The 25,751-nt window shown below is 72.3% G+C and carries 23 protein-coding genes and 1 pseudogene; 14 read left to right on the plus strand and 10 right to left on the minus strand.

Going from position 1 to position 25,751, the window contains the following annotated elements:
* The first annotated feature begins 9 nt into the window (after positions 1-9).
* Together O1G21_RS02085 and O1G21_RS02090 are read left to right on the plus strand one after the other, a co-directional pair.
* Positions 10-1,758: a cellulase family glycosylhydrolase gene (locus tag O1G21_RS02085; RefSeq protein ID WP_270140223.1), complete on the plus strand. Its 1,749-nt coding sequence runs from the start codon at positions 10-12 to the stop codon at positions 1,756-1,758.
* A 70-nt stretch (positions 1,759-1,828) separates the two neighbouring features.
* Entirely contained in the window at positions 1,829-3,946 is a 2,118-nt protein-coding gene (locus O1G21_RS02090) for a beta-galactosidase (protein ID WP_270140225.1), read from the plus strand.
* 56 nt (positions 3,947-4,002) lie between these two features.
* Here O1G21_RS02090 and O1G21_RS02095 read toward each other — a convergent pair whose 3' ends face one another.
* The 7 genes from O1G21_RS02095 to O1G21_RS02125 all read right to left on the minus strand — a co-directional run bounded on the left by O1G21_RS02095 (position 4,003) and on the right by O1G21_RS02125 (position 13,288).
* On the minus strand, positions 4,003-5,091 hold the full coding sequence (locus O1G21_RS02095; RefSeq protein ID WP_270140227.1) for an aldose epimerase family protein: 1,089 nt from the start codon (positions 5,089-5,091) through the stop codon (positions 4,003-4,005).
* An 86-nt stretch (positions 5,092-5,177) separates the two neighbouring features.
* Complete coding sequence (gene araA / locus O1G21_RS02100; RefSeq protein ID WP_270140229.1) at positions 5,178-6,686, minus strand: L-arabinose isomerase; 1,509 nt, start codon at positions 6,684-6,686, stop codon at positions 5,178-5,180.
* A gap of 11 nt (positions 6,687-6,697) precedes the next feature.
* Positions 6,698-7,366: an L-ribulose-5-phosphate 4-epimerase gene (locus O1G21_RS02105; protein WP_270140231.1), complete on the minus strand. Its 669-nt coding sequence runs from the start codon at positions 7,364-7,366 to the stop codon at positions 6,698-6,700.
* Positions 7,367-7,428: 62 nt separating this feature from the next.
* Positions 7,429-9,174 carry a ribulokinase gene (locus O1G21_RS02110; protein WP_405000576.1) on the minus strand — a complete coding sequence of 582 codons (1,746 nt, stop codon included), beginning with the start codon at positions 9,172-9,174 and terminating at the stop codon, positions 7,429-7,431.
* A gap of 294 nt (positions 9,175-9,468) precedes the next feature.
* Positions 9,469-10,467 carry a LacI family DNA-binding transcriptional regulator gene (locus O1G21_RS02115; protein WP_449786415.1) on the minus strand — a complete coding sequence of 333 codons (999 nt, stop codon included), beginning with the start codon at positions 10,465-10,467 and terminating at the stop codon, positions 9,469-9,471.
* A 500-nt stretch (positions 10,468-10,967) separates the two neighbouring features.
* Entirely contained in the window at positions 10,968-11,618 is a 651-nt protein-coding gene (locus O1G21_RS02120) for an MOSC domain-containing protein (protein WP_270140236.1), read from the minus strand.
* A gap of 185 nt (positions 11,619-11,803) precedes the next feature.
* Positions 11,804-13,288 carry an arabinofuranosidase catalytic domain-containing protein gene (locus O1G21_RS02125; RefSeq protein WP_270140238.1) on the minus strand — a complete coding sequence of 495 codons (1,485 nt, stop codon included), beginning with the start codon at positions 13,286-13,288 and terminating at the stop codon, positions 11,804-11,806.
* A gap of 353 nt (positions 13,289-13,641) precedes the next feature.
* On the opposite strand from O1G21_RS02125, the gene O1G21_RS02130 reads away from it, so the two are divergent.
* Genes O1G21_RS02130 through O1G21_RS02140 form a run of 3 tightly spaced genes read left to right on the plus strand, consistent with a single transcriptional unit; the run spans position 13,642 to position 17,356 of the window.
* Positions 13,642-14,784: a substrate-binding domain-containing protein gene (locus tag O1G21_RS02130; RefSeq protein ID WP_270140240.1), complete on the plus strand. Its 1,143-nt coding sequence runs from the start codon at positions 13,642-13,644 to the stop codon at positions 14,782-14,784.
* Positions 14,781-16,349 (plus strand): sugar ABC transporter ATP-binding protein, encoded by a 1,569-nt coding sequence (locus O1G21_RS02135; RefSeq protein ID WP_270140241.1) that lies wholly within the window; start codon positions 14,781-14,783, stop codon positions 16,347-16,349. Before O1G21_RS02130 ends, O1G21_RS02135 begins: the two co-directional genes overlap by 4 nt.
* The gene (locus O1G21_RS02140) at positions 16,346-17,356 is read left to right on the plus strand and encodes an ABC transporter permease (RefSeq protein WP_270140243.1); all 1,011 of its coding nucleotides are present in this window, start codon (positions 16,346-16,348) and stop codon (positions 17,354-17,356) included. Before O1G21_RS02135 ends, O1G21_RS02140 begins: the two co-directional genes overlap by 4 nt.
* Before the next feature lie 73 nt (positions 17,357-17,429).
* On the opposite strand, the gene O1G21_RS02145 is transcribed toward O1G21_RS02140, so the two are convergent.
* Entirely contained in the window at positions 17,430-17,672 is a 243-nt protein-coding gene (locus O1G21_RS02145; RefSeq protein WP_270140244.1) for a hypothetical protein, read from the minus strand.
* A 202-nt stretch (positions 17,673-17,874) separates the two neighbouring features.
* Between O1G21_RS02145 and O1G21_RS02150 the strand changes: the two genes are divergently transcribed.
* Genes O1G21_RS02150 through O1G21_RS02160 form a run of 3 tightly spaced genes read left to right on the plus strand, consistent with a single transcriptional unit; the run spans position 17,875 to position 20,341 of the window.
* The gene (locus O1G21_RS02150; protein ID WP_270140245.1) at positions 17,875-18,036 is read left to right on the plus strand and encodes a hypothetical protein; all 162 of its coding nucleotides are present in this window, start codon (positions 17,875-17,877) and stop codon (positions 18,034-18,036) included.
* Positions 18,033-19,775 (plus strand): thiamine pyrophosphate-binding protein, encoded by a 1,743-nt coding sequence (locus O1G21_RS02155; RefSeq protein WP_270140247.1) that lies wholly within the window; start codon positions 18,033-18,035, stop codon positions 19,773-19,775. The genes O1G21_RS02150 and O1G21_RS02155 overlap by 4 nt, the downstream gene beginning before the upstream one ends.
* The gene (locus O1G21_RS02160) at positions 19,772-20,341 is read left to right on the plus strand and encodes a class III lanthionine synthetase LanKC N-terminal domain-containing protein (RefSeq protein WP_405000577.1); all 570 of its coding nucleotides are present in this window, start codon (positions 19,772-19,774) and stop codon (positions 20,339-20,341) included. The genes O1G21_RS02155 and O1G21_RS02160 overlap by 4 nt, the downstream gene beginning before the upstream one ends.
* A gap of 89 nt (positions 20,342-20,430) precedes the next feature.
* Here the strand turns inward: O1G21_RS02160 and O1G21_RS02165 are convergent, their stop codons facing one another.
* The gene (locus tag O1G21_RS02165; protein ID WP_270140249.1) at positions 20,431-21,138 is read right to left on the minus strand and encodes a hypothetical protein; all 708 of its coding nucleotides are present in this window, start codon (positions 21,136-21,138) and stop codon (positions 20,431-20,433) included.
* 111 nt (positions 21,139-21,249) lie between these two features.
* Here O1G21_RS02165 and O1G21_RS02170 point away from each other — a divergent pair, with 111 nt between their 5' ends.
* From O1G21_RS02170 to O1G21_RS02185, 4 genes are all read left to right on the plus strand, one after another.
* The gene (locus tag O1G21_RS02170) at positions 21,250-21,684 is read left to right on the plus strand and encodes an Hsp20/alpha crystallin family protein (RefSeq protein WP_270140251.1); all 435 of its coding nucleotides are present in this window, start codon (positions 21,250-21,252) and stop codon (positions 21,682-21,684) included.
* A gap of 120 nt (positions 21,685-21,804) precedes the next feature.
* Positions 21,805-22,164 (plus strand): STAS domain-containing protein, encoded by a 360-nt coding sequence (locus tag O1G21_RS02175; protein ID WP_270140252.1) that lies wholly within the window; start codon positions 21,805-21,807, stop codon positions 22,162-22,164.
* Positions 22,161-22,565, plus strand: coding sequence for a DUF2267 domain-containing protein (locus tag O1G21_RS02180; protein ID WP_270140254.1), 405 nt, complete (start codon positions 22,161-22,163; stop codon positions 22,563-22,565). The genes O1G21_RS02175 and O1G21_RS02180 overlap by 4 nt, the downstream gene beginning before the upstream one ends.
* A 128-nt stretch (positions 22,566-22,693) precedes the next feature.
* A complete protein-coding gene (locus O1G21_RS02185) occupies positions 22,694-23,092 on the plus strand; it encodes a DUF2267 domain-containing protein (RefSeq protein ID WP_270140255.1) in 399 nt (132 codons plus the stop codon).
* A gap of 169 nt (positions 23,093-23,261) precedes the next feature.
* On the opposite strand, the gene O1G21_RS41660 is transcribed toward O1G21_RS02185, so the two are convergent.
* A complete protein-coding gene (locus tag O1G21_RS41660) occupies positions 23,262-23,726 on the minus strand; it encodes a beta-ketoacyl-[acyl-carrier-protein] synthase family protein (protein WP_405000578.1) in 465 nt (154 codons plus the stop codon).
* Here O1G21_RS41660 and O1G21_RS02190 point away from each other — a divergent pair.
* A pseudogene (locus O1G21_RS02190) lies at positions 23,706-24,191 on the plus strand (S1 family peptidase); the annotation flags it as partial. The gene O1G21_RS41660 and the pseudogene O1G21_RS02190 sit on opposite strands and share 21 nt — an antisense overlap.
* A gap of 429 nt (positions 24,192-24,620) precedes the next feature.
* Positions 24,621-25,715 carry a multiple monosaccharide ABC transporter substrate-binding protein gene (gene chvE / locus O1G21_RS02195; protein WP_270140256.1) on the plus strand — a complete coding sequence of 365 codons (1,095 nt, stop codon included), beginning with the start codon at positions 24,621-24,623 and terminating at the stop codon, positions 25,713-25,715.
* Positions 25,716-25,751 lie beyond the last annotated feature (36 nt).

The raw sequence follows: 25,751 nt of genomic DNA on the forward strand, positions 1-25,751 counted from the left end.
GGACCTCCCGTGAACGACGCACCACAGACCGCGCGCTCCCGCAGCCGGCTCCACCGCACGGCCGGCCTCGTGGTGGCCCTGGCCACCGCCGGCAGCCTCGCCTGCGGCACCGCCGTCGCCGCACCCGCCGACCAGGCCCCGTCGGCGGCCGAGGCCGCCGGGGCCAGGGTCCCGCACGACCCGATGGCCGCCGTGGCCCAGATGCAGCCCAGCTGGAACCTCGGCAACACCCTCGACGCGATCCCCGGCGAGACCTCCTGGGGCAACCCGCTCACCACCAAAGCGCTGTTCGACCGCCTCAGGTCCGAGGGCTTCCGCAGCGTCCGCATCCCCGTCACCTGGTACCCCCACCAGTCCGACACGGCGCCCTACACCATCGACCCGGTGTGGATGAACCGGGTCAAGCAGGTGGTCGACTGGGCCCTGGCGGACGGCCTCTACGTCGAGATCAACGTCCACCACGACTCGTGGAAGTGGATCGCCGCGATGTCCACCGACCACGACACCATCGTGGCCCGGTTCAACTCCACCTGGCGGCAGATCGCCACCGTCTTCAAGGACGAACCGCGCACCCTGCTCATGGAGAGCATCAACGAGCCGCAGTTCGCCAACGCAGCCGACGCCCAGAAGACCCAGTACCTGCGGGAACTCAACACCTCGTTCCACGACATCGTCCGCAACTCCGGCGGCCGGAACAAGGACCGCCTGCTCGTCCTGCCCTCGGAGGAGACCAACAACGCCCAGCACTGGCTCGACGACCTGTCGACCACGATGAGTTCGCTGCACGACCGCAACCTGGTCGCCACCGTGCACTACTACAGCTGGTACCCGTTCAGCGTGAACATCGCCAACGGGACCACCTACGACGCCACGGCCCAGAAGGACCTGACCGACGGCTTCGCCCGGGTGCACGACACCTTCGTCGCCAAGGGCATCCCGGTCTACCTCGGCGAGTACGGCCTGCTCACCTCGCCGTACTCCGGCGTCGTCGAGCGCGGCGAGATGCTCAAGTACTTCGAGCACGTCAACTACGAGGCGCGGCTCAACGGGATGACCTCCGCCGTCTGGGACGCCGCCAACGACTTCCTGAACCGCGGCACCATGCAGTGGCAGGTCCCCGAGATGAAGGCGCTGATCCAGAGCTCCTGGCGGACCCGCTCGGGCACCGCCTCCACCGACAACGTCTTCCTACCGGCCTCCGGCCCCATCACCGCCCAGACCATCACCCTGAACCCCAACGGCCTCTGGTTCACCGGCCTCTGGCAGGGCGACCGCCCGCTCATCCCCTTCCTCGACTACACCCTCGACGGCGACCAGCTCACCCTGACCGCCGACGCCCTCACCCGCCTCGCCGGCGACCGCGCCCACGGTGTGAACGCGAACATCCAGGTCCGCTACTCCGACGGCGTCCCCTGGCAGCTCAACATCCGCTCCTACGACAAACCGACGATGGCCAACGCCACCGGAACGCTCGACGAGCTCACCATCCCCAGCTGGTTCAACGGCTCCCTGATGGCCAACGTGCAATCCACCTACGCCGACGGCACCGCCGCCGGCCCGGCCTCCTGGACCACCTACCAGTCGTTCGACAACTACCGCCCCGACTACACCGCCAACACCACCACCGTGAAGCCCGACTTCCTCAAGTCCCTCAAGGACGGCGCCCCGGTCACGCTCACCTTCCGCTTCTGGACCGGCGACACCGTCACCTACACCGTCACCAAGTCCGGCAACACCGTCACCGGCACCGCCTCCTGACCCCAGTCCCTCCCCGCCCCGGCTGCCCCCTCCCGGCAGCCGGGGCTCCCACACGTTCCGAGGTGCACCCATGGTCCTACTGCCCCCGCGCGTGCTGTTCGGCGCCGCCTACTACCACGAGTACCAGCCGTGCGAACGGCTCGAGGAAGACCTCGACCTGATGGCGAAGGCGAGGTTCACCGTCATCCGGGTCGGCGAGTCGGTCTGGTCCACCTGGGAACCGGAGAACGGTCGCTTCGAAGTGGACTGGCTGACCCCCGTCCTCGACGGCGCCCACGAGCGCGGCATCGCCGTCATCCTGGGCACACCCACGTACGCCGTGCCGCCGTGGCTGGCCCGGCAGTACCCGGAGATCGTCACCGAGCAGGCCACCGGCCGGCCGATGGGCTGGGGTGCCCGCCAGGAAGCCGACTTCTCCCATCCCGCCTTCCGCCACCACGCCGAACGCGTCACCCGGGCGATCCTCGACCGCCACGCCCGGCACCCGGCCGTCATCGGCTTCCAGGTCGACAACGAGCCCGGCCTGCGCCTGCCGCACAACCACGGCGTCTTCCAACGGTTCGTCGACCACCTGCGGCACACCTACGGCGACGTGGAGAACCTCAACCGCGAGTGGGGACTGGTCTACTGGTCGCACCGCCTCTCCACCTGGGCCGACCTCTGGACGCCCGACGACAACCAGCAGCCGCAGTACGACGTCGCCTGGCGGGCGTTCCAGGCCCGCCAGACCACCGAGTTCATCGCCTGGCAGGCCGCCATCGCGCGCGAGTACGCCCGCCCCGACCAGTTCGTCACCACCTGCCTCGCCTACCACCACCCCGCGATGGCGGACGACGAGATCACCGACGCCCTGGACGTCACCGCAGGCAACCCGTACTACGACATGCAGGACGCGCTGGCGTTGCCCGACCCCACGCCGCACGACCACGAGCAGCAGTGGAAGACCACCGGCGTGTGGGCGCTGTACCAGAGCGCCGACCGGGTCTTCTCCTCCCGCCAGGAACCCTTCCTCGTCACCGAGACCAACGCCCAGGCCATCAGCGGCAGTTCGGAGAACCGGCCCGCCTTCGACGGCCAGTGGCGGCAGGCCTCCTGGGCCCTGGTCTCGCGCGGCGCCCGGATGATCGAGTACTGGCACTGGCACACCCTGCACTTCGGCACCGAGACGTACTGGGGCGGGATCCTTCCGCACAGCGGCAAGCCCGGCCGGGTCTACGCCGAACTCGCCCGGCTCGGCGGCGAGTTCGAGACCGCAGGGCCGCTGGTCGCCGGGCTCGAGCCCGACGCCGACATCGCGATGGTCTACTCGATGCCCAGCAAGTGGCTGATGCAGAAGCATCCGCCGCTGGCGAAGCCGGACGGCAGCCCCGATCCGACCTCCTACCACCGAATCTTCGACCCCTTCTACCGCGGCGCGTTCGAGGCCGGCCGCCAGGTGCGGATCCTGCACGCCCGCCGGCTGCACGACGCCCGGACCGAGCGCGACGGTCCGGCACCCGACGAGGCCGCACGGCGCCATCCCGTACTGGTGGTCCCCGGGCTCTACCTCGCCGAGGACTCCCTGCTCGACTGGCTCGCGGCCTATGCCGAGGCCGGCGGCCACCTGGTGCTCGGCCCCCGCACCGGCTACGCCGACCACGAGGCCCGGGCCCGCCACGAGACCGCCCCGCCGCGCCTGAGCTCCGCCGCGGGCGCGTGGTACGACGAGTTCAGCAACCTGCCCGCGGACCTCCCGGTGCACGCCGCCCCCGGCAGCCCGCTGGAGCTCCCCGCGGGCGCCACCGCGACCCGCTGGGTGGAGGGCCTCACCGCCACCGACGCCACGGTGCTGGCCCAGTACGACCACCCGCACTTCGGCCGCTGGCCGGCCGTCACCACCCGCGCCCACGGCTCCGGTCGGGTGACCTGCGTCGGCACCGTGCCCGGCCGCGACCTGGCCCGGGCGCTGGCCGCCTGGCTGGCCCCCGCCCCGACGAACGGCTGGCGCGAGCTGCCCACCTCGGTCACCGCGACCACCGGGACGGCCCCGGACGGGCGCCGCGTCCACGTGGTGCACAACTGGAGCTGGCAGCCCGTCGAGGTGCCGGCGCCCGCCGCACTGGTCGACGTGCTCAGCGGCACCCCGGTGCCGGTCGGCAGGCCGGTCTCCTTGGACGCCTGGGACGTGCGGGTCCTCGTCGCGGGATGAAAAGGGGCGGCGGGCCCCACCCGGCCCACCGCCCCGTTCCCCTCGACCTGAAGCCCCTACCCGGCCGAGAAGCAGTAAACCGTCATCGAGCGGAACTCCTCCCCCGGGCGCAGGACGGTGGAGGGGTACTCGGGGCGGTTGGGCGAGTCCGGGAAGTGCTGGGTCTCCAGCGCGATGCCCGCGTACGCCTCGTACGGGTGACCGGAGCGGCCGGTCAGCGTGCCGTCGAAGAGGTTGCCGGTGTAGACCTGCAGCCCCGGTTCCGTCGTGAGGCACTCGAGGCGCCGGCCGCTGGCCGGATGGCTCAGGACGGCGACGCGCCGGAACCCGTTCCCGTCCAGCACCCAGGTGTGGTCGAAGCCCTGGCCCGCCCGGCGGATCTGCGGGTCCCGGTCGACGACGCGGTCCCCGATCCGCCGGGCTTCGCGCAGGTCGAAGGGCGTGCCGAGAACGCGTGCGACGGGACCGATCGGGATCAGTTCGGCGTCGACCGGGAGGTAACCGGCGGCATCGACCCGGAGCAGGTGGTACAGCACCGTCCCGCTGCCCTCGCCGGCCAGGTTGAAGTACGCGTGGTTGGTGAGGTTGACCACCGTCGGGGCGTCCGTGGTCGCCCGGTAGCCGATCCACAGCGCGCCAGCCGGGTCGAGCAGGTACGTCACCTCGACGCTGAGTTCCCCCGGGAACCCCTGGTCACCGTCGGGGCTGTGCAGGCGCAGGCGCACCCCGGCCCGACGGCCCTCCCGGACCGCCACGCCGTCCCACAGCCGGGTGGCGAAGCCGTCCGTTCCGCCGTGCAGGGTGTGGCCGTTCGGCTGGGTCGCCAGCCGGTGCGTCGTGCCCCCGAGCGGCAGTGCGCCGTCCGCGATCCGGTTGGCGTAGCGGCCGACCGTCGCGCCGAAGTACGCGGCCTCCCCGAGCAGGTCCTCGACGCGGTCGCAGCCGAGGACCACGTTCGCTCGCCGTCCGTGCCGGTCCGGCGCGTGCAGGGCCTGGAGGCGGGCGCCGAGACTGAGCACCTCGGCGGTCACGCCCTCGGGCGAGCCGATGGTCCAGCGGGTGACGGGCCGTCCGTCCGGCATGGTGGCGGCGACCTCCTGGGAGATCGTCAGTTCACCCTGGGACACGAGTGCGTCGCTCTGCACCGGGATGCTCCGTTCCTTGCGGGATCGTGGGGGAAACGGGCGACGCCCGCCGGGTCGGCGGGCGTCGTCGGCTCTCGGCACGGGGCTCACAGCCCCTGGGCCAGGCGGTAGTACGCCTGGTTCCAGCGCAGTTCCCTGGTGAACCGGCGGAGCGACGTGTCCTCGTCGATCACCAGGAGCTCCACCCCCAGCATCTCGGCGAGGTCCTCGAGCTCCTCGGTGCCGACCGCGCGGGAGAGCACGGTGTGGTGCGGCCCGCCGGCCGTCAGCCAGGCCTCGGTGGAGGTGTGGAGGTCCGGACGCGGCTCCCACACCGCGCGGGCGACCGGCAGGTGCGGCAGCGGTGCCGGTGGCACGACCACGTCCACCTCGTTGGCGACCAGCCGGAACCGGTCGCCCAGGTCCGCGAGGCCGACCACCACGGCCGGGCCGGGCTCGGCGTCGAAGACCAGCCGGACCGGGTCCTCCCGTCCGCCGATCGACAGCGGGTGGATCTCGCAGGAGGGGGTGCCGGCCGCGATGCTCGGGCAGACCTCCAGCATGTGTGCGCCGAGGATCAGCTCGCAGCCGAACTCCAGGTGGTAGGTGTAGTCCTCCATGAAGGAGGTGCCGCCGGGCAGCCCGCCGGACACCACCTTGAGGGTGCGCAGCAGGGTGGCGGTCTTCCAGTCGCCCTCGCCGCCGAAGCCGTAGCCGTCGGCCATCAGCCGCTGCACGGCGAGGCCGGGCAGTTGGCGTAGTCCGCCGAGGTCCTCGAAGTTCGTGGTGAAGGCCTTGAAGCCGCCCTGCTCCAGGAAGCCGCGCAGGCCGAGCTCGATGCGCGCCGCGTAGCGCAGCGATTCGTGGCGCTCGCCGCCGGCCCGCAGCTCGGGCGCGAGGCGGTAGCCGTCCTCGTAGTCCTTGACGAGCGCGGTGACGTCGCCGTCGTCGGCCGCGTCCACCGCGGCGACCAGGTCGTTGACGCCGTAGGTGTTGACGGAGACGCCGAAGCGGCGCTGGGCCTCGACCTTGTCGCCCTCGGTGACGGCGACGTCGCGCATGTTGTCGCCGAAGCGGGCGAGCTTGAGGCCGCGCAGTTCGGCACGGCCGGCGGCGGCGCGGGCCCAGGTGGCGACCCTGGCGGCCACGGTCGGGTCGCTGACGTGTCCGGCGACGGTCTTGCGGGCGACGCCGAGGCGGGACTGGATGTAGCCGAACTCGCGGTCGCCGTGGGCGGCCTGGTTCAGGTTCATGAAGTCCATGTCGATGGAGTCCCAGGGCAGTTCGACGTTGGCCTGGGTGTGCAGGTGGAGCAGCGGCTTCTGCAGGGCGTCGAGGCCGGCGATCCACATCTTGGCCGGGGAGAAGGTGTGCATCCAGGCGATCAGGCCGATGCAGTCGTCCGCGGAGTTGGCCTCCAGGCAGACCCGACGGATGGCGCTCGCGTCGGTGAGGACGGGCTTCCAGACCACCTCGACGGGCATCGCCGGGTCGTCGTCCAGGGCGGCGGCGATCTGCCGGGACTGCTCGGCGACCTGGCGCAGCGTCTGCTCGCCGTAGAGCCCTTGGCTGCCGGTCAGGAACCAGACCTGGCGTCCGTCCGGTGACTTCTTCACGGGGTGGCTCCTTACCGGGCCTGGGGCTGGCCGTAGACGTTCTGGTAGCGGTGGTTGAGGCTGTCGATGTCCGCCTGGGCGATCGGCAGGGGCTCGCCGAGCTGGCGGGAGAGGTGGACGGTGCGGGCGACGTCCTCGCACATCACGGCGGCCTTCACGGCGGCCTTGGCGTCCTTGCCGATGGTGAAGACGCCGTGGTTCTGCATCAGGACGGCGGGCGACCGGTGGCCTGTGAGCGTTTCCACGATGCCGCGGCCGATCGAGTCGTCGCCGATCAGGGCGAACGGGCCGACCGGGATCTCGGCGCCGAACTCGTCGGCCATCGCGGTGAGCACGCAGGGGACGGCCTCGCCGCGGGCCGCCCAGGCGCAGGCGTAGGTGGAGTGGGTGTGGACCACGCCGCCGACCTCGGGGAGGTGGCGGTAGACGTAGGCGTGGGCGGCGGTGTCGGAGGAGGGCGCGTGCTGGCCGTCGACGACCTTGCCGTCGAGGTCGCAGACGATCATGTTCGCCGGGGTCAGCTCGTCGTAGGAGACTCCGCTCGGTTTGATGACCAGCAGGTCCTCGCCGGGGACGCGGGCGGAGACGTTGCCGGCCGTCCAGACCACCAGGTTGTAGCGGACCAGTTCCTGGTGGAGGTCGCTGACCTGGCGGCGGATGCGGTCGATGGTCGCGTTCACAGAGCCGGTGGTTGCGTTCGGGCGGCCGGTGTTTGCGTTCACAGGGCGGCCGGTGGTTGCGTTCACAGGGCCTCGCTCGGTGTGGTGAGGGCGGCGTTGCGGATGTCGCGCAGGCGGTGCAGGAGCTTGTCGGCACCGAGGCCGAAGTGGTCGTGCAGGGCGCGGTATTCGGCGAAGAGCCGGTCGTAGGTGTCGGCGGCGGCCGGGTCGGGCCGGTACGCGCCCCGCCGCACCCGGCCCATGGCGGCGGCCGCGGTCCGGACGTCCGGGTACGCTCCGGCGGCGACGGCGGCGTGGATCGCCGAGCCGAGTGCCGGGCCCTGCTCGGACTCGGCGACCGAGACCGGCCGGCGCAGCACGTCGGCGTGGATCTGCATCAGCAGGGCGTTCTTCTTGAGGCCGCCGGTGACGATGAACTCGGTGACGGGGACGCCGCCCCGCTCCAGCGCCTCGACGATGACGCGGGTGCCGAAGGCGGTGGCCTCCAGCAGGGCCCGGTAGATCTCCTCGGGCCGGGTGGCCAGGGTGAGGCCGACGATCACGCCGGACAGGTGGTGGTCGACCAGGGTGGAGCGGTTGCCGTTCATCCAGTCGAGCGCCACCAGGCCGTGTGCCCCGACGGGTTGGTCGGCGGCCTTGCGGGTGAGCAGGTGGTGGAGGTCCTCGCCGTTCGCTTCGGCCTCGGCCAGGTAGTCGGCGGGCACGCCCTGGCGCAGCCACCAGGCGAAGATGTCGCCGACGGCGCTCTGGCCGGCCTCGTAGCCGTAGGAGCCGGTGACGATGCCGTCCTCGACCACTCCGCAGATGCCGGGGACGTCGGCGAGGGTGGCGCCGTTGACCACGTGGCAGGTGGACGTGCCCATGATGGCGAGGAGTCGGCCGTTGTCGACGGCGCGGGCGGCCGGTGCGGCCACGTGGGCGTCGACGTTGCCGGCGGCGACGGCGATGCCGGCGGGCAGGCCGGTCCACTCCGCCGCCTGCGCGGTGAGCGCGCCGACCCGGGAGCCCAGCGGGGAGAGCGGGTGCTCCAGGCGGGTACGGGCGAAGTCGGCGAACTCCGGGTGGAGCGCGGCGAGGTAGTCCTCGCTCGGGTAACTCCCGTCCTGGTGGATGCCCTTGTAGCCGGCCGTGCAGGTGTTTCGGCTCTCGGCGCCGGTGAGCTGCCAGACGATCCAGTCGGCGGCCTCGATCCAGCGCTCGCAGGCGGCGTAGACGGCCGGGTCCTCCTCCAGCACCTGCAGTGCCTTGGCGTACTGCCACTCGGCGGAGATCCTGCCGCCGTACCGGGAGATCCACTTCTCGCCGCGGGCGTGGGCCAGCGCGTTGATCCGGTCGGCCTGGGGCTGCGCCGCGTGGTGCTTCCAGAGCTTGGGCCAGGCGTGCGGGCGATCCGCCCAGGTGGAGGTCTCGGCCAGTGGGGTGCCGTCGGCGAGCACCGGCAGGACGGTGCAGGCGGTGAAGTCGGTGGCGATGCCGATGACCTGGGCGGGGTCGACGCCGGCGGCGGTGAGCGCGGCCGGGACGGCGGTGCGCAGCACCTCGCGCCAGTCCGCCGGGTGCTGGAGCGCCCAGTCGGGCGGGAGCGGCCGGCCGGTGCCGGGCAGCTCGCGGTCGATCACGGCGTGCGGGTAGTCGTGGACGGCGGTGCCCAGCTCCTCGCCGTCCCGGACCCGGACCACCACGGCGCGGCCGGAGAGGGTGCCGAAGTCGACGCCGACGACGTACCGGTCGGAGTCGTGCGCGGCAGGGATCACGGTCACTTCGTCATCCTTCGTACGGGAGGGCTGTGGTGTGCGCCTGTCAGCCATCGGCTGTCGGCTGTGGTCTGCTGTCCGTCGTCTGTCGCCGGTGCGGTCCTCGACCGGGGCAGGGCGGAACGCACCGGCGACAGGCTTCGTTCCGCTACCTCTCCCTCTTAAGGGCGGAACGCTGGCCGTCGGCCGGGCGCACGAAGCGGGATGCGGTGGTGGCCCGGCCGGCGGAGTGGGAGGAGCATGTTGTTAACGCTCACCGTGATTGTTAGCGCTAACAATCACGGTGTCAAGGGAAGTTTCACAAGGGCGGAACTCTCAAAACCGGGTGATCAGCGCGCCGGCCGGCGACTACAGACTGAACGCCCCGGGGGCAGGGCCCACGCTGCGCCGCAGCACCATCTCCGGCAGGATCTGCACATGGGAATCGGAGAGCGCCACGCCCTCCAGCTCCCCGACGAGCATCTCCAGGGCCCGGCGGCCGAGTTCGGCGAAGTCCTGCCGCACGGTGGTCAGCGGCGGGGTGAAGTACGCGGCCTCCGGGATGTCGTCGAAGCCGACCACGCTGATGCCCTCGGGGACCGAGCGGCCGGCCTCGTGCAGAGCCCGCAACAGGCCGAGCGCCATGTGATCGTTCGCGCAGAAGACTGCGGTGACCTCGGCCAGTCGGGCGATCCGCAGACCCGCCTGATAACCCGAGCGGGCGCTCCAGTCACCGCGCTCCACCTCCGGCACGGGAGCTCCGGCCTCCCGCAGCGCGAGGCGCCATCCCTCCTCGCGGTCCCGGCTCTCCAGCCAGTTCGCCGGCCCCGCCAGGTGGTGCACCGTGCGGTGCCCCAGGTCGAGCAGGTGCCCGGTAACCTCTTCGGCACCGAAGCGGTTGCCCACCGACACCATGGGCACCCGGCTCTGGTCGCCCGACCCGACCGCGACGACCGGCACGGTGCTGGACAACCGGGCCACCGCGCTGACGGAGGAGGTCTGCGGCGCGATCACCACCACGCCTTCCACCCCCTGGTCGCGCAGCCGGTCGACGGCGTCCTGGACCGAACGGCCGTCCAGGGAGCGCAGGCTGGTCACGCTCACGAAGTACCCGGCGCTGCGCGCGGCCTGCTCGATGCCGTCCAGCATCGAGGCGGGGCCGTACAGGGTCGAGTCGAAGCTGACCACCCCGAGGGTCTGCGAGCGGCGGGTGACCAGCGCGCGGGCGGCGGAGTTGGGCCGGTAGTCCAGCTCCCGGATGGCGGCCAGCACCCGGTCCCGGGTGTCGGGCCGGACGTGCGGGGCACCGTTGAGCACCCGGGACACCGTCTGGTGGGACACTCCCGCCAGTTTCGCCACGTCCGCCATCACGGGCTGGCGCTGTTCCGTCCCGGCGCTGTCGGTTCCCACTTGCAGTCCCCTCCTCGGTTGTGGACCACAGTACGCGACCAGGTCCAGGCCAATCCGTCACCCTCGGCTCAACGGCAGCTCCCCTTCTTACCAGCACTTCAGGCCGCCGACATGTGCCAATACCGCCAAGTTAACGCGCACACCTCCTCCACGGGGGTGAGTTGCCGGATCACCTTCCCGCTGTTCGCGCCGGGGCAGCGGGAAGGTGAGCGATGCACACGCAGCGCGTTCGGGCCAGGCCGATCGGGTAGCTGAGCGCTGCGGTGCCGCCCGCGGCGTCGCTGACCTCGGCACGGAGGAGGGTCGACTCCGCCGCTTCGTCGCACGGCTCGGCCGTTCCTCGCCGCCCGCGCCCCGTCACGGCAGCGAGGCGGAAATCCAAGTCCGTCCTCACACGCCAGCGTTGGACTCCGCCGCCCCCCCGTTCGCGCAGCCGCTCCGCCGAAGAACGCGATCAGCTACGCGGTCGTGCGCCTGTGAGCCAGTGCCCGAACCTCCTCGGGCAGCGCGTCGGCGGCCAGGAGTCGCGGCAGCAGGGCCGGTTCGAGCGTCATCGCGCGGAAGACGACTTCGACGGTCACGTCGTGGTCGGGCCGGTGCACGATCCCGACGGGGTCGCCGGTCCGAATGGCTCCCGGCTCGACCACGCGCAGATAGGCACCCGGCACGCCGGCCCGGGTGAACCGCGTGATCCAGCCCTCTCGCTGCAGCCACCCCTCGAACGTCGAGCATGGGATCCGCGCGCACGACACCTCCAGGACCACATCCGGCCCGATCCGCCAACGTTCACCGATCAGGGCGCCGTTGACGTCGAGGCCGACGGTCGTGAGGTTCTCTCCGAAGACCCCGTTGGCGAGCGGCCTGCCCAGCTCGGCCTCCCAACCGTCGAGATCCTCGCGGGCATAGGCGTAGACGGCCTGATCGGAGCCGCCGTGGTGTTTCACGTCGTAGACGCGGTCGCCGGCGAGACCGACCGCGCCGGTGCCCTTCGGGCCGGGGGCGGTGACCGCGACCGGCCCGTCAACGGGCTGCTTGTCGATGCCCGTCGCACTGAGGCCCTTCCACGGGTTGGGTCGGGGCCTGCCCACATTGACGGAGAGAAGCTTCATGCCCCCCGACGGTAATGACCCCTGCGCGCTGCGGCGACTCATTTCCCTGCCACACCTCCGAATCGATCTTCCAGTCCGCCCGGCGCCGATGCGGCAGGCGCGGTCAAGAGGAGTTGGCCGGGCCCCGGCTCCGCGGCTGCGCGGAGTCGGGGCCGGGGCCGGGGCCGGGTCGGCCGGAGCGGGTGCTACCCGAGGGTCCACTTCTGGTTGTCGCCGCCCCAGCAGCTCCACAACTGGACGGGCGTGGCGTCGGCGGTGAGCGCCCCGGCGACGTCCAGGCAGCGGCCGGACTGGACGCCGGTGACGCTGCCGTCGGAGTTGAACTGCCACTGCTGGTTGGCACCGCCGTTGCAGGGCCAGGTCACCACCTTGGTGCCGTCGGCCGTCGCGCCGCCGTAGGCGTCCAGGCACAGCGTGGTGCCGGAGACGTTCACGGTGAGCTGTCCGGCGGCGGTGCGGGTCCAGGTCTGGTTCGCCGCTCCGGAGCAGCTGTAGATCTGCGCCTGCGTCCCGGGGGTGGTGGAGGCGTTGGGAACGTCCAGGCACTTGCCCGAACCGGCGCCGCGCAGCGCCCCCGTGGCGGTCACCGGGGTACTGGCGTAGCCGGCCGCGACGATGTTGGCCTGGACGGCGTTCTCGGTGGCCTCCGACGGGTAGCCGGAGGTCATCACGCCCTCGTAGAAGGTGCCGCGGGCGCCCTTGCTGTTGTCGCCGCCGATGCCGAGGATGATCGCGCCCTCTTTGTGCATCGGGTTGTAGCCCGCCACGTTCGGGCGCGGACCGGAGTAGAAGGTCGACAGCCCGCCGGACTGGGCGTCGCCGGCGCGGATCGCCCACTGGTTGGGGGCGCCCTTGACCATGGCCGTCAGGTAGCGGTGGTTCACCGTCGGGTCGTTGGCGTTGTAGCCCGCGTTGACACCGGAGAACAGGCCGTTCTCCAGGTCGGCCATCACCCAGGGGCCGGTCCCGCTGCCGTAGCCCCAGACCTTGATGTTGCCGAAGTAGATGGCCTCCATGTGGCCGTTGCCGGTGTCGGTGCTGCTGGTCTCGGCGTTGCCGTAGTCGAAGCAGCAGCCGCCGTTGTAGTGGGTGCCGTCGAGGATCGCGTACATCCCCTCGGGCTGGTCGCCGGTGGCGACGCCGGAGGTGTGGTTGTTGCGGTAGCCGGTGCCCGGTGCGACGTACACGCCGTAGGCGCGGTGGCCGTTCAGCGTGGTGGGCGCCAGGGTCGCGTCCGCGAGGTTGTCCGGACCGGGCGCGGCGCCGCCGCCGGGGGCCTGGGTGAGGTGGTTGCCCTTGCCGGACTGGTCGTAGATCACGGTGATCACGCAGCTGGTGCCGGCACAGAAGGAGTCCTGGGTGGCGGCGTCGGCGTAGCCGCCGGCGCTCAGGACGCCGATGTCCCGCAGCGCCTGGTCCGAGGAACGCCGGACCTGGTACAGCGGCCCGCCGTATCCGGCGTAGAGCGCGCGGGTGGTGCTGTGCGCGGCCACACAGGGCGTGTTGCCGGCGGCGTAGATGTCGCACGGCCCCTGCGTGGCCGCCTGAGCCACACCGCTGGTCGCGGTGGCGCCGGCGAGGGCGCCGACGAGGACGGCGAGAGCCGCCCCGGCGCGGGCGAGGCGGCGCAGTGCGCCCCGTCCACGGGTGGTCCTGTTGGTGTCACTCATGGTGTCTCCCTGCTCATCGTGAGCGCGGCCAGGGGAAAGTGAGCGCTAACAATCCAGCCCGTGGCGACACACTTCGGCCCGGGCGGGAAGTGGAGGTTCCTGGACCGGTGACAGTGCCCGCACCGCCCGTGTCCCGTCAAGAGTTCTGACAGGTCCACAGCGTGGAAACGCGCCAATCGCCCATGACCGGCCGTCAGTACGTCACACGTCCGTGGTTGCACGGTGGTTGACGCTGGGCAATGTGAGCGCTCACACTCCACACCGGCACACCAGCACACCCGAGCATTCGCGCCGGTTCGCCGCGCCTTTCTCCTGCTCCCCACTCACCGGCAGCGATCGAGAGGAACCACCTCATGCGCACAACCCTGCCCCGGCTCTCCAGAGCCACCCGCGTCGCATCCACCGCGATCGTCGTCCTCGCGCTGGCCGTCGGCTGCAGCAAGCAGGGCGCCGGTGACTCCGGCACCTCCACCGGCGGCTCGCCGGCCGCCGCACCCGCGATCCAGGGCGACATCACCTTCAACGACGACAACCTGACCCGCCTCGACGCCGCGCTCAAGACGGCCCTCCAGGGCAAGGACCTCTCCCAGCTGGACCTGGCCATGGTGGTCAACGTCGCCGTGGACTACTGGAACGCCGGAAAGGCCGGCTTCACCAAGGGCCTCGCCGACCTCGGCGTCAAGGGCACCTTCCAGGCCCCGGCGAACGGCCGGCTGGACCAGCAGCTGTCCATCCTCCAGACCCTGCGCGGCCAGGACATCTCCGCCTTCTCGCTCTCCGCGATCGACCCGACGGCCGTCAAGTCGCCCATCCAGTCCGCCGGTTCGGCCGGAATCCCGGTGCTGGCGATCGACTCGCCGCTGCCCGCCGAGGACGGCGCCGCGCTCTACCTCGGCACGCCCAACTACCAGGCCGGCAAGCGGGCCGGCGAGGCGATGAAGGCCGCGCTGGGCGGCCACGGCAAGGTCGTGGTGCTGGTCGGCTCGCTGACCGCCTCCAACGCCGTCGAACGCATCCAGGGCTTCGAGGACGCGTTGAAGGGCACCGACATCAAGGTGTCCAACAAGCTCGCCGACAGCATGGACGCGGCCAAGGCCCTCACCAACGCCCAGACCGCCATCCAGACCGACCCGGGCGTGACCGGCCTGTACGGCGTCTACTCCTACGACGGCCCCTCCGCCGCGCAGGCCGTGCAGGCCGCGGGCCGGACCGGCAAGGTCAAGGTGGTCTCGGACGACAGCGACGCCCAGACCCTCACGTTCATCCAGCAGGGCGTCATCCAGGCGACCGTCGTCCAGTCGCCCTACCAGCAAGGTTACACCGGCGCCTACCTGCTGGCCGCGCTCAAGGTGCTGGGCAAGGACGCCACCATGGCCATCGTCAAGCCGTTCCTGGAGTCCGACGGCAGCACCCTGAGCTCCGGCGTCGGCGTGGTGACCCCGGACAATCTGGCGGCGTTCCGCGCCAAGCAGACCCAGCTCGGCATCACAGGATGACCGGGCCGGGCGCCCGCACCGCCGGTCAGTCGGCCGCGGCCCTGCGCGCGGTGCGCAAGAGCTACGGGCCGGTCACCGTGCTGGACATCCCCGAGCTCGATCTGATGTACGGTCAGATCACCTGTGTGGTCGGGGAGAACGGCGCCGGGAAGTCGACCCTGATGGGCGTGCTGTCCGGCACCGTCTCCCCCACCGCCGGTGAGGTCCTGATCGCCGGCCGCCCCCTTCAGCCGGGCCGGCCCGACCACGCCAAGGCCCTCGGGGTCAGCCTGGTGGCGCAGGAGTTCCCGCTGGTCGGCCGGATGAGCGTGGCCGAGAACCTGCTGCTCGGCCGGCGCACCCGGGCCGCCCAGGGCGCCGGGGCGCTGCGCCGGGCCCTGTTCGACCGCGCCGGCACCCGCCGCGAGGCCCGCGAACTGCTGGCGGACATCGGCGTCGAGGGCGTCGACGTCGATCGCCCGGTGGAGCGGCTGCCCGTCCCGCTGCGGCAGATGACCGAGATCGCCAAGGCCTGGGGCAACCGGCCGCTGGTCCTGATCCTGGACGAGCCGACCTCCTCGCTCGGGCCGGTCGAGGCCGGCAAGGTCCTCGCCCTCGCCCGGCGGCACGCCGCGGACGGCGGCGCGGTGCTGTTCATCGGCCACCGCCTGGACGAGGTGCGGGACGTCGCCGACCGCGTGCTGGTGCTGCGCGGCGGCCGCCTGGTCGCCGATCTCACCCCGGCCGAGGCCACCGAGGCGCGGATGATCCGCGAGATGGTCGGCGGCGAACTCGCCCGCGACCTGGCCGTCCGCCGTGCCCCCATGACGGCCCGCACCGTCCTGACCGCCCGGGGGCTGACCGCGGACGGCCTCGGCCCGGTCGATCTGGAGCTGCGGGCCGGTGAGATCGTCGGCGTGGCCGGCCTGATGGGCTCGGGCCGCAGCCGGCTGCTGCACACCCTGATGGGCGCGCAGCCCCGCACCGGGGGCGAGGTCGAGCTGGAGGGGCGCCGTTTCCGCCCGCGCCACCCCGCCGACGCGGTCGCCGCGGGCATCGGGCTGGTGCCGGAGGACCGCAAAGAGCAGTCGCTGCTGCTCTCCCACCCGGTGCGGTGGAACGCGACCCTGGCCACCCTGCGGCGCGACTCCTGGCACGGCGTGCTCGCGCCCGGCGGCGACCGGGAGCGCTCCCGCCGGATCATCGACGGCCTGGGGGTGCGGCTGCACAGCCAGGAGCAGCCGATCGGCGACCTCTCCGGCGGCAACCAGCAGAAGGTCGTGTTCGGGCGGTGGCTGCACGCCGCCCCCGAGGTGCTGCTGCTCGACGAGCCCACCCGTGGCGTCGACGTGGGTGCCAAGGCCGAGATCTACCGGCTCGTCGACCGGGCTGCGGCGGACGGCCTCGCCGTCCTGGCAGCCTCCTCCGAACTGGAGGAGCTGCTGTGGATCTGCCACCGGATCCTGGTGATGGCCCACGGACGGATCGTCGCCGACCTGCCGCGCGAGCACTTCAGCAAGGAACGGATCATGACAGCGGCCACCAGCCGGCCGGAGCCGGCGGCGAACACGGAGGCGACCGTATGACCACCCGGACCGCTCCCGCCCCGGAGAGGGAAGCACAGGCACCGGCCCGGAGCCGGCTGCGCGTACTGGTGGACACGCCGGAGGTGGGCGTCGTCCTGGCCTGCGTCGCCGTGTTCGCGGCGCTCGCGCTCGCCCGGGACACCTTCGCGAGCGCGGTCAACCTCCAGGGCATGGGCGCCGATCTGGCACAGTACGGGCTGATCGCGATCGGTGAGTCGTTGGTCATCCTGACCGGTGGCATCGACCTGTCGGTGGGTGCCCTGCTGGGCACCAGCGTGATCCTGATGTCCTGGTTCAACGTGCGGGCCGGACTTCCCGCCGGCCTGGCGGTGCTGGCAACCCTGGCCGTCGCCGGACTGGTCGGGCTGATCCACGGACTGGCCGTCACCCGGCTGCGGATGCCGCCGTTCGTCGTCACCCTGGTCACCTACACCGTGGCGCAGGGCGTGACCCTGGCGATCACCTCCGGTACCTCGATCGTCGGCATCTCCCCGTTCTTCGGCGACATCGGTCAGAGCTATCTCGCCCAAGTCCCGGTGCCACTGGTGCTGTTCACGGTGATCGCCGTCGCCGCGTGGTTCTTCCTGGAGCGCACCTACGCCGGGCGGCAGGTCTACGCGGTCGGCGGCAATCCCGAGGCGGCCAGGCTGGCCGGCATCCGCGGTGACCGGCGGGTGGTGTCCATGTACGTGGCCTCCTCGTTGGTGTCGGCCTTCGCCGGAATGCTCGTGCTGGGCCGGATGGGGGTCGGCTCCGCCAGCGGCGTCGGCGTCGGCTGGGAGCTCACGGCGATCGCGGCCGCGGTCATCGGCGGAGTCAGCCTGACCGGTGGTCAGGGCCGCGTCCTGGGGATCGTGGCCGGCGCCGTCCTGCTGGAGTTGATCAACAACGGGCTGACCACCCTCCAGGTCAACTCCGACTACACCAACATCGTGCTCGGCTGCGTCCTGGGCCTGGCCATCACGGCCGACCGGTTGCGCGCCCGACACGTGGCGCGGAGGTCCTGAACCGGCCTCTCGAGCACGGCACTTGGCTTTCCCGGCGCGCCCCCGCCCTGGTCCGGCGGGGGCTTCGCCGTGCTCACGCGCCACTGCGGGCACCCGGACCGTCGTCGCGGGCGCGCGCCCGGTCACCGGCGAGCTGGCCGGCCCGGGCGGAGACCAGATGGCGCGGCTGCACGCGATGCTGGCGCCGGTGCACGGCCTGCCGGTCGAACTGGCCACCACCAGCCAGCGGGACTTCCTGGAGGAGGAGGCCCGGCGCGCCGACGTGGTCGTCTTCACCGGGGCCTGCCGCAACGCCGAGCAGGTCCGCGCCCGACACGCCCCCGGCCAGCTGTTCCTGTTCCTCGGTTCGGGCGTGAACCCCTTCGTGGTCGCCCCGGGCGCCGACCTGACGCCCTACCAGGACGAACAGGCACTCGCTGCCGTCCTGACCACCCGCATGTTCACCGAACGGGCCCCTGGGCTCCAGCGTCTACGGCCGGGCGCCCGACCTCGTCAAGGCGCTCTCCCGGCGCACCACCGTGACCACCGACACCACCCTGCTCGCCGCCGACGACGGCAACGCGCCGTTCAGCGGCTACGGGCGGCAGGCGAACTACATCACCGACGGCACCGGCCAGTGGGTCGAACCGATCCAGATCTCCAAGGCCGTCGCCGAGCATCTCCCGGAAGGCCGACCGTGACCCACCGCCCCACCTTCAAACCCCCGTTCCCCGGCGCCTGGTTCGCGGTCGCGGACCATCTCGCCCACCTCGGGGTGCACGCCGTCTTCGGCCTGCCCGGCGACGACATGGACCTGCTCGCCGCGCTGGAGGAGAGCAACACCACGGTGGTGCTCTGCCGGGACCAGCGCAACGCCCTCTACATGGCCACCGGCCACGCCCTCGCCCAGGGCAGCCCCGCCGTGTGCGTGGTCGGCAAGGGCCCGGCCCTGACCAACGCGCTGACCGGGCTGCTGGAGGCCCGCAGCGCCGCCGCCCCGGTCGTCCTGCTGGCCGGCGGCACCGCGCTGGACCGCCTCGGTACCGGGGCCTTCCAGGAACTGGACCAGCTCGCCGCGGTACGGCCGTTCGTCAAGCGGGCCGAACGGGTCGACCGTCCCGAGCAGCTGCCCGCGGCCCTGGAGCGAGCGGTCGCGACGGCCGTCAACGGCACGCCCGGCCCGGTCTACCTGGAGATCGCCGAGCAGATCGGCGCGCAGGGCATCCCGCGACCGGTGGCCTGGCGCGACTCCCGGCCGCAGCGGCTGGCCCCCGACGAGGAGGTGCTGCGCGCGAGCGCCGAGCGGATCGCGGCGGCGCGCCGGCCGCTGCTACTGGTGGGCGGCGGTGCCCGGCACCGCAACGAGGGCGGCGCGATCGAGCGCTTCGCCGAGCTGCTGGGCGCACCGGTGTTCGTGACCGCCTCCGGGCGCGGCACCGTCGCCGAGGACCACCCGCTGTACTGCGGGGTGTCCGGCCTCTACGCCCAGGAGCCGGTCGCCCGGCTGTGGCACCGGGCGGACCTGGTGGTGGCGCTCGGCAGCCGGCTGGAGGAGACCGCGACCTTCGGCTGGCCCGAGCGCGACGCGCTGCCGGTGATCCAGGTGGTCGCGGGCGAGGACTCGGTGGTCACCGCCTCCCCCGGTCTGAACGTCCTGGGCGACGTGGCCCGTACGGTGGCCGGCTGGACCGCGGCCCTGGCCACCTGTCCCGGTGCCCGCGACTGGGCGGAGTTGGTGCGGGAGGCGCGCTCCGAGCTGTTCGAGGCCGCCGCCAAGCGCGCCGAGCAGGCCCGCCTGACGGTCCCCGAGGGGGCGGTGACGGTCGCCAGGGTGCTGGAGGCGATCGACCGGGCGGTGCCGGAGGACCGGATCCTGGTGCAGGAGAACGGCCTGCAGGACATGTGGTCGTACTTCTACCCGCACTGGACCTGCCGCTCGGCAGGCGGTTCGATCGTGCCCAGTGAGCAGACGCCGCTCGGCTTCGGCGTCGCCGCGGCGTTCGGCGCGGCGCTCGCCGAGCCCGAGCGCCCGGTGGTGGCGCTGGCCGGTGACGGCGCGTTCAACGTCTTCCGCGGTGAACTGCCCACGCTGGCCGAGATCCCGGCCCCGGTGCTGTACGTCGTGCTCGACAACGGCGGGTACGGATGGCTCCAGTCGAACCTGGAGCGCGTCTGCGGGTCGCACTCCCGTTTCGCGTTCGCCGCCGCCGACCGCGCCACCGGTACCGCCGGCCAGGCCCGCGACCTCGGCCTCTGGTACCGGCGGGTCGAGCGCGCGGAGGAGCTCGACGAGGTGCTCACCGCCGCCTGGATCGAGTGCTCCGTCGGGCGGACCGCCGTGGTCGAAGCGGCGGTGACCCTGGGCGACCGCCCGCCGGGCGTGGACGAGCCGGACGGCGACTTCCCGAGTCCGGCCCAGCAGCAGACGAACCAGGGGTGACGCATGTCCGTGGCACTGTTCTTCCCGGGACTCATCCCCACCAAGTACGACGCCGTCGCCGTCTGGAGCTCGGCAAGCTCCTCGACGGCGAGGCCGGCCCCTACATCCTCACCGACCTGCGCTGGGGTAACGGCCCGCTGCACGTGCGCTACGGGGGATTCGCCTCCCGCTGCCCCGGCCCGGACGGCACCCCCGTCCTCGCCGTCGCCCGCCCCGACGGCACCCTGGTGCCCGACCGGCGCCGCCCGGTCTTCGAAGTCCCCGAGCGGGTCACCCCGCCCGGCTTCGTCACCGAGGCGATGGCCGCCCGCGACGACGGCGGCTCCTTCCCCTACCGGGTCGAACGGGCCCTGCACTTCTCCAGCGCCGCGGCCGTCTACCTCGCGAAGGACCGGGCGGGACGCCAGGTGGTCCTGAAGGAGGCCCGCCCCAACGCGGGCTACGGACAGCCCGACGCCGTCCACGTCGTCGACCGCTTCCCCCTCACCGCCAACGGCAAGGTCGACCCCCGCGCCCTGCGCGCCCTCATCGGCGCGCCTCCCGCCCCTCCCGCCCCGGCTCCCTGAGCCCCCACCGACCCGCCACCGCACCCGTCCGGGCCTTCTGAACCACCATGGCGCACCCGGTCCCTGCACCCACGGCCGAGCACCAGGTGTCAGGCCCGTCGCCGGTCGCTGTCGTCACGGAGCTCGGAGGTGCGGCGGGACAGGACGTCGAGGCGGGTGGCGAGATCACCGTGGTCGGCGCCGAGGTGGGGGCGCATGTCGGTGAGCGGGGCGATCAGGTCGGCGGCGTCCGTGGTGCCGAGGGCGGCGGTCAGGGCGGCTTGGGCGAGACGGGCGTCGGAGGCCAGTCCGGCGGCGGTGATCTGGGCGGCGAGGATGCGGAGCTCGGCGGCATTGGCCCGGGCCCAGGCGGTGATGGCCCGGTCGGCGGCGCGGCGGTCGCGGACGGCCTTGACCCGTTCCGCTCCGGTCTCCGTGGCGGTGCGGCGGGTGGTTCCAGCGGGGCGCAGGCGCAGGTAGCGGTTCTCGGCGGCCTGCCGGCTGGCGACGCCCATGGGCCGTGCGAGGTCGGCCCAGGTGGCGCCGGCCGCCCGGGCGGTCTCCACCAGGCCGGCTTCCCAGCCGGCGAGTTGGGTCCGGAGTTCGCGCAGCAGCACCAGGGCGGCCAGCGCCTGTGCCGCGCTCGCTCCGCCGGGAGCCTCACCCGGCGCGCCCGCGGGGTGCCGGGAGGCCTCGGGGGCCTGGGCGGTGCGGACCGCCTCGTCGATGGCGGCCAGTGCCGCCGCGACGGCGGGAAAGGAAACGGGCGGCCTGGCGGGGGCGGGGGCCGGGGCGGACTTCGGTGGCTTCTCGCTCATATCGTCATGCTAGCGACGACCGATTGGATTTGTCATCGTTCGGATGACGTGCTACAACGATGGAAGGTGAAGCGCACTGGCACCCATCGATCCGAGTGGAGGTGTTTCGCGATGCTGCTGCGCACCGACCCGTTCCGCGAGCTGGACCGGCTGACCCAGCAGTTCCTGGGCACGACCGGCACCTGGTCCCGACCCACGCCGATGCCGTTGGACGCGTACCGCGCCGGCGACCAGTACGTGATCTGCTTCGACCTGCCAGGGGTGGACCCGGAGGCGATCGACATCGACGTCGAGCGGAACATGCTGACCGTCAAGGCGGAGCGCCGTCCCCGCCACCAGGGCGACGACGTGAAGTGGGAGCTGTCCGAACGGCCGCTCGGCGTGTTCTCCCGCCAGGTCATGCTGTCCGACACCCTCGACCCCGACGGAATCACTGCGGATTACGACGAGGGCGTGCTGACCCTGCGCATCCCCGTCGCCGAGCGGGCCAAGCCCCGCAAGGTCGAGATCAGTCATGGCGGCACCCGCAAGCAGATCCAGGCCTGACCCGGCCCAGGTGGCCTCTCGCGCCGTCCCGGGGATCGCCCGGGGCCCGCGAGAGGTCCCCGCCCCGTTCCCTTCCCGAGCCCGCCCGTCGCGCGCGAGCGGGCGGGACAGTGAGCACCCATGTACGACCAGATCCCCGTTCCGTTCGTGGTGCGGGCACGCGGCGAGATCGACCTCGACACCGCGCCCCGCCTGCACGATGACCTGGTCCGTGCGCTGGCCGCGCACCGCGAGGTGGTGGTCGACTTGTCCGGCCTGACGTTCATGGACTGTTCGGGCCTCGGCGCCCTGGTCCAGGCCCGCCACCAGGCTGACCGGCAGGGCGCCCGGTTGGTGCTGCGGGGCGTCGGCCGTTCCGTGGCCAGACTGTTCGAACTCGCCGGCCTCGATCACCACCTGTTCCCCGGCCCCCCGCCCACCGGGACCGTCGCACGACCCCGTGCCCGGACGGTCCAGCGCCGAAGGGAGGATCCGTCGTGACGCTCCGATGGGAGGCGTTCCTGGAGGAGATCCGCGAACGCGGCGAATACGACACCCGCGAAGAGAGCGAACGCGCGGCCCGGGTCGTGCTGGCCCTGCTCGGCGCCCACTTGGTCGGCGACGAGCGGGCCCAGCTCGCGGCCCGCCTGCCCGAGGCCCTCTCGCTGGTCCTGCTCAACCCGCTGCAGGCGGCCGAGCCGCTCAGCCCGGACCGGTTCGTGCGCGCAACCGCCGCCTGGATCGAGGGCGCCACCGAACAGACCGCGCTCTGGGACGTCGGCGCCGTGCTGTCCACGGTCGCCGATGCGGCCGGTGACGAGCTCATGGAACGCGTCCTGCTCCAACTGCCGCCCGGCTACGAGTTGCTCTTCGGCCGCCCCGCGCCCGGCCAGCGCCCCTGACGTCCGTCCCGAGTCCCGTCCCCGAGTCCCTCCCCGCCACCCGTCCCCGCCACCCGTCCCCGCCACCCGTCCCCGCCACCCGCCGCCGCGCGCACACCGCGGCGGCCCACTCCGGAAGGCCATCACCCATGACCCGGCACCGCCGCCTCGTCCAGCAGGTCCGCACCGACGGCCGCTACCGGACCGACGAGGAAGCCGACCGCGTCCTGACCGCCGTCCTCACCCACCTCGGGGCCCAGCTGACCGGCGAGGAACGCTGCGATCTGGCCGCCGCCCTGCCCGAACGGGCCCGGGCCGTCTTCGCCGCCCAGATCCCGCTGCCCGCACCGGTCAGCGCCCCCGCGTTCGTCGAGGCCCTCGCCCGCACCCTGGGCACCACCCTCACCGCCGCCCGCTGGGACGCCTCCTCCGTGCTGACCGCCCTCGCCACCCTGGCCGGCCAGGACCTCACCGACCGCCTCCTCACCAGCCTCCCCCGCGGCTACGCCCTGCTCTTCGGCCGCGCCGACCTGGCCGCCGCCGCCTGAACCGGCAGGCCGCCCGCGCGACCACGCGCGGCCCTGCGGCTCTCCTCGGCCCGGCCGATCGCATCCGCGCCCGTCGCACCACGTCAGTCGCGGCGCAGCACCACGGTGGCGTTGTTACCGCCGAAGCCGAAGCTGTTCACCGCGGCCACCCGCAGGTCCGGGTACGGCGTCACCACCCGCGGGTGGTCGACCCGTTCGACCCGCTCGGGGGTGGCCAGGCCGGGGGTCGCAAGGACGAAACCGGTGCGCAGGGTGAGCGCGGCGGCGGCCAGGGCCGGGACCGCGGAGACGTGCAGGAGGTGACCGATCGCGCCCTTGTGGGAGGTGACGGGGACCTCCGTGTGCCGAGTTCGGCGGCGACCGCGGTGACGGCGGCCAGTTCGGCGGTGTCGCCCTGGGCGGTGCCGGTGGCGTGAGCGTGAACATGGTCGAGTCGCTCGGCGCCGGCTTCGGCGGGGGCGGTGCGCAGGCAGTCGGTGACGGCCTCCGGATCGCTGGCGGCGGGCAGTCGGCCGGTGACCCGGCAGGCGGCGTCGGCCACGGTCAGATCGGCCCGCAGGCCGCGTTGCCGGGCGCGCTCGGCGGTTTCGAGGATGACGGCAACGGCCGGCCCGGCTTCGTCAACGCCGGTCACTGTGGTCAGGCGGGTTCGAGCGCCGCCGCCCCGGACGGCACCTCGATCGGCACCTTCCAGGGGTCGAGCTTCCCGGGCAACGACTACTCGTGAGTCCAGACCGATTCGAACTGGGCGGCCCAGCCCCAGGTCAACGACTACGCGGGTGGCACGGTGACGGTCTCCGGCTCCGCCGTCACCCCGATCGGCTCCTCGGTCTACCGCTCGGGCTCCACGGGCTGGCACTGCGGCACCGTCAGGCAGTACGACGCGACGGTCAACTACGCGCAGGGCTCCGTCTTCGGCCTCACCCGCACCAGTGTGTGCGCCGAGCCCGGCGACTCCGGCGGCTCGTTCATCTCGGGCAGCCAGGCGCAGGGCGTGACCTCCGGCGGCTCCGGCAACCGCACGTCCGGCGGGACCACCTACTTCCAGCCCGTCAACCCGATCCTCGACACCTACGGCCTCACCCTCGCCACCGGCTGATCCCCGGACCGGCAGGTGCCCGCTTCCCGACCGCCGGCGGGAGGCGGGCACTTCGTCATGGCCGCCCACGCAGAAGGCCGTCCACGGCGCCGCCCGGAAGACAGCCACCCCTCCGCCCCCTGCGGCACACTCAACATTCAGCCACAGTTCCCCGAATGTTCATCCGGAGCACCCCCGGAGCACCTCCCTCCCGGCGGTTCAGGCCCAGGCCGACGCGCTGAGGCGGCACCGCGACCCAACGGTGATCTCACGCCCCTTGACGGCGCCGTTGTTAGCGTTAACACTTCATGTCACGCCAGGCCAGAGCTACCGCAGCCCCGACGTTCCACAGCGCGAGGGACCGCTCCGGCCGGCCCCCGCTCGACCGCTCCCAGTCGCCCAACCAGGGTCGCTCTGCGCCGGTCGCGGAACATCATCACTGGAGGAACTGTGCGGAAGCTTTCAGCGGGCCTCGTCGCGGTGGGCCTGGTGCTCTCGCTGGCGGCCTGCGGCCAGAGCGCCAACGGCGTCGGCGACGGGGCGGCCAAGGGCGACGCCAAGGGCGGGCTCGTCGGCATCGCCATGCCGACCAAGTCGTCGGAGCGCTGGATCAACGACGGCAACAACATGGTCAAGGACTTCCAGGCCAAGGGCTACAAGACCGACCTTCAGTACGGCGACAACGTGGTGGAGAACCAGGTCTCCCAGGTCGAGAACATGATCACCAAGGGCGCCAAGCTGCTGGTGATCGCCGCCATCGACGGCTCCTCCCTCACCAACGTGCTGCAGAAGGCCGCCGACGCGCACATCCCGGTGATCTCCTACGACCGGTTGATCCGGGGCACCCAGAACGTCGACTACTACGCGACCTTCGACAACTTCAAGGTCGGCGTCCTCCAGGGCGGCTACATCGTCGACAAGCTCGGTCTCAAGGACGGCAAGGGCCCGTTCAACATCGAGCTGTTCGCCGGCTCGCCGGACGACAACAACGCCACCTTCTTCTTCAACGGCGCGATGAGCGTCCTCAAGCCGTACATCGACAGCAAGAAGCTCGTCGTGCAGAGCGGCCAGACCGACTTCAACCAGGTCGCCACGCTGCGCTGGGACGGCGGGGTCGCCCAGTCCCGGATGGACAACCTGCTGAGCAAGGCCTACACCACCGCCCACGTCGACGCGGTGCTGTCGCCGTACGACGGCATCTCGATCGGCATCCTCTCCTCGCTCAAGGGCGTCGGCTACGGCACCGCGAAGTCGCTGCCGATCGTCACGGGCCAGGACGCCGAACTGGCCTCGGTGAAGTCGATCATCGCGGGCGAGCAGACCGAGACCGTCTACAAGGACACCCGCCAACTGTCCAAGGTCGCCGTCCAGATGGGCGACGCGCTGCTGACCGGCGGGAAGCCCGAGGTCAACGACACCACCCAGTACAACAACGGCGTGAAGACCATCCCGGCGCAGCTGCTCCAGCCGGTCAGCGTCGACAAGGACAACTACCAGAAGGTCCTGGTCGACAGCGGTCAGTACACCGCTGACCAGCTCAAGTAGCCCGCGTGGCCCGGCGTACCGGGCCCCGCGCCGAAC

It is taken from the genome of Kitasatospora cathayae (assembly GCF_027627435.1).
In the GTDB taxonomy this organism is placed as follows: domain Bacteria; phylum Actinomycetota; class Actinomycetes; order Streptomycetales; family Streptomycetaceae; genus Kitasatospora; species Kitasatospora cathayae.